The following is a 1,592-nucleotide window of genomic DNA, read 5'->3' as shown; positions in this document are numbered from 1 at the left end:
ATACAAAAAGGCCCGCACGAGGCGGGCTTTTTGATTTGGTTGCGGGGACAGGATTTGGCTTTTCTGTCCCGCGGCGTCGGCTTCGCCTTCCTTGCGGGCCCCTGATGCAGGTTAAAACCGGCCGGCCACCACAGCAAAATACAAAAAGGCCCGCACGAGGCGGGCTTTTTGTATTTGGTTGCGGGGACAGGATTTGAACCTGTGACCTTCAGGTTATGAGCCTGACGAGCTACCGGGCTGCTCCACCCCGCGTCAACCTTAGAGGTAAGCCGAAGCTTACTGGATTAGAAGAGCCGCCAAATGAAAGGGCCGCTTTCGCGGCCCGTAGTCCCGTTGGCGGGCCTCGATGCATGTCGCCCAAAAGTGTTGAGCGGTTTTGGGATAACGACATGCATCAACATAATCGTAATGAGAAGATTCCACTCCATCCAATTTCTGGATGTGAGTTCAACGTGCGTTTGGCAGACCTGGCAGCGACCTACTCTCCCGCGTCTTGAGACGAAGTACCATCAGCGCTGGAGCGTTTCACGGCCGAGTTCGGAATGGGATCGGGTGCAGCCGCTCCGCCATAACCACCAGGTCGGCAAAACGCACGTTATTCGAGAAGCTGTTTTTGTGCCAAGGCGACGCCTTCTGCAGTTTGCTTTCGGGCGTAAGCCCGCAAGCGCGTCGCCGGTTTTCCGGCGCCCTCGCGGAGCGTCCGGCCGAAGGCCGATACGACGCGTGAGCGCTGGTCAGATCATCGTGTTTCACGATGAGCATAAGGAATGAGAACGATCAAGCCGATCGAACTATTAGTACCGGTAAGCTTCAAGCGTTGCCGCTCTTCCACACCCGGCCTATCAACGTGGTCGTCTTCCACGGTTCTCAGGGAATACTCGTTTTAAGGTGGGTTTCCCGCTTAGATGCCTTCAGCGGTTATCCCGTCCGGATATAGCTACCCTGCTATGCGGCTGGCGCCACAACAGGTCCACCAGAGATCCGTCCATCCCGGTCCTCTCGTACTAGGGACAGATCCTTTCAATATTCCTACACCCACGGCAGATAGGGACCGAACTGTCTCACGACGTTCTGAACCCAACTCACGTACCGCTTTAAATGGCGAACAGCCATACCCTTGGGACCTGCTCCAGCCCCAGGATGCGATGAGTCGACATCGAGGTGCCAAACAACCCCGTCGATATGGACTCTTGGGGGTCATCAGCCTGTTATCCCCGGCGTACCTTTTATCCGTTGAGCGATGGCCCTTCCACGCGGGACCACCGGATCACTATGACCGACTTTCGTCTCTGCTCGACTTGTCAGTCTCGCAGTCAGGCAGGCTTATGCCATTGCACTCAGCGAACGATTTCCGACCGTTCTGAGCCCACCATCGCGCGCCTCCGTTACTCTTTAGGAGGCGACCGCCCCAGTCAAACTACCCACCATACATTGTCCCGGACCCGGATAACGGGCCGCGGTTAGACATCCATAGTAATAAGGGTGGTATTTCAAGGGTGGCTCCACCTGAGCTGGCGCCCAGGTTTCAAAGCCTACCACCTATCCTACACATGCCACTACGAATGCCAATGTAAAGCTATAGTAAAGGTGCA

At 56.0% G+C, this 1,592-nt stretch carries 1 tRNA gene and 2 rRNA genes (1 of these 3 only partly in view); all 3 read right to left on the bottom strand.

From position 1 onward, the window contains the following. Positions 1–175: 175 nt before the first annotated feature. Positions 176–252: transfer RNA gene (locus AC1D1L_RS22155), tRNA-Met, on the bottom strand. A gap of 213 nt (positions 253–465) precedes the next feature. Next, positions 466–580 (bottom strand): 5S ribosomal RNA (gene rrf, locus AC1D1L_RS22150). Positions 581–773: 193 nt separating this feature from the next. Then, a 23S ribosomal RNA gene (locus tag AC1D1L_RS22145) occupies positions 774–1,592 on the bottom strand; it runs 2,005 nt beyond the window's last position.

Source organism: Mesorhizobium sp. P2_D6, assembly GCF_056404315.1.
Note: the sequence above shows the minus strand (reverse complement) of the source record. Positions and strands in the feature narration are given on the sequence as shown.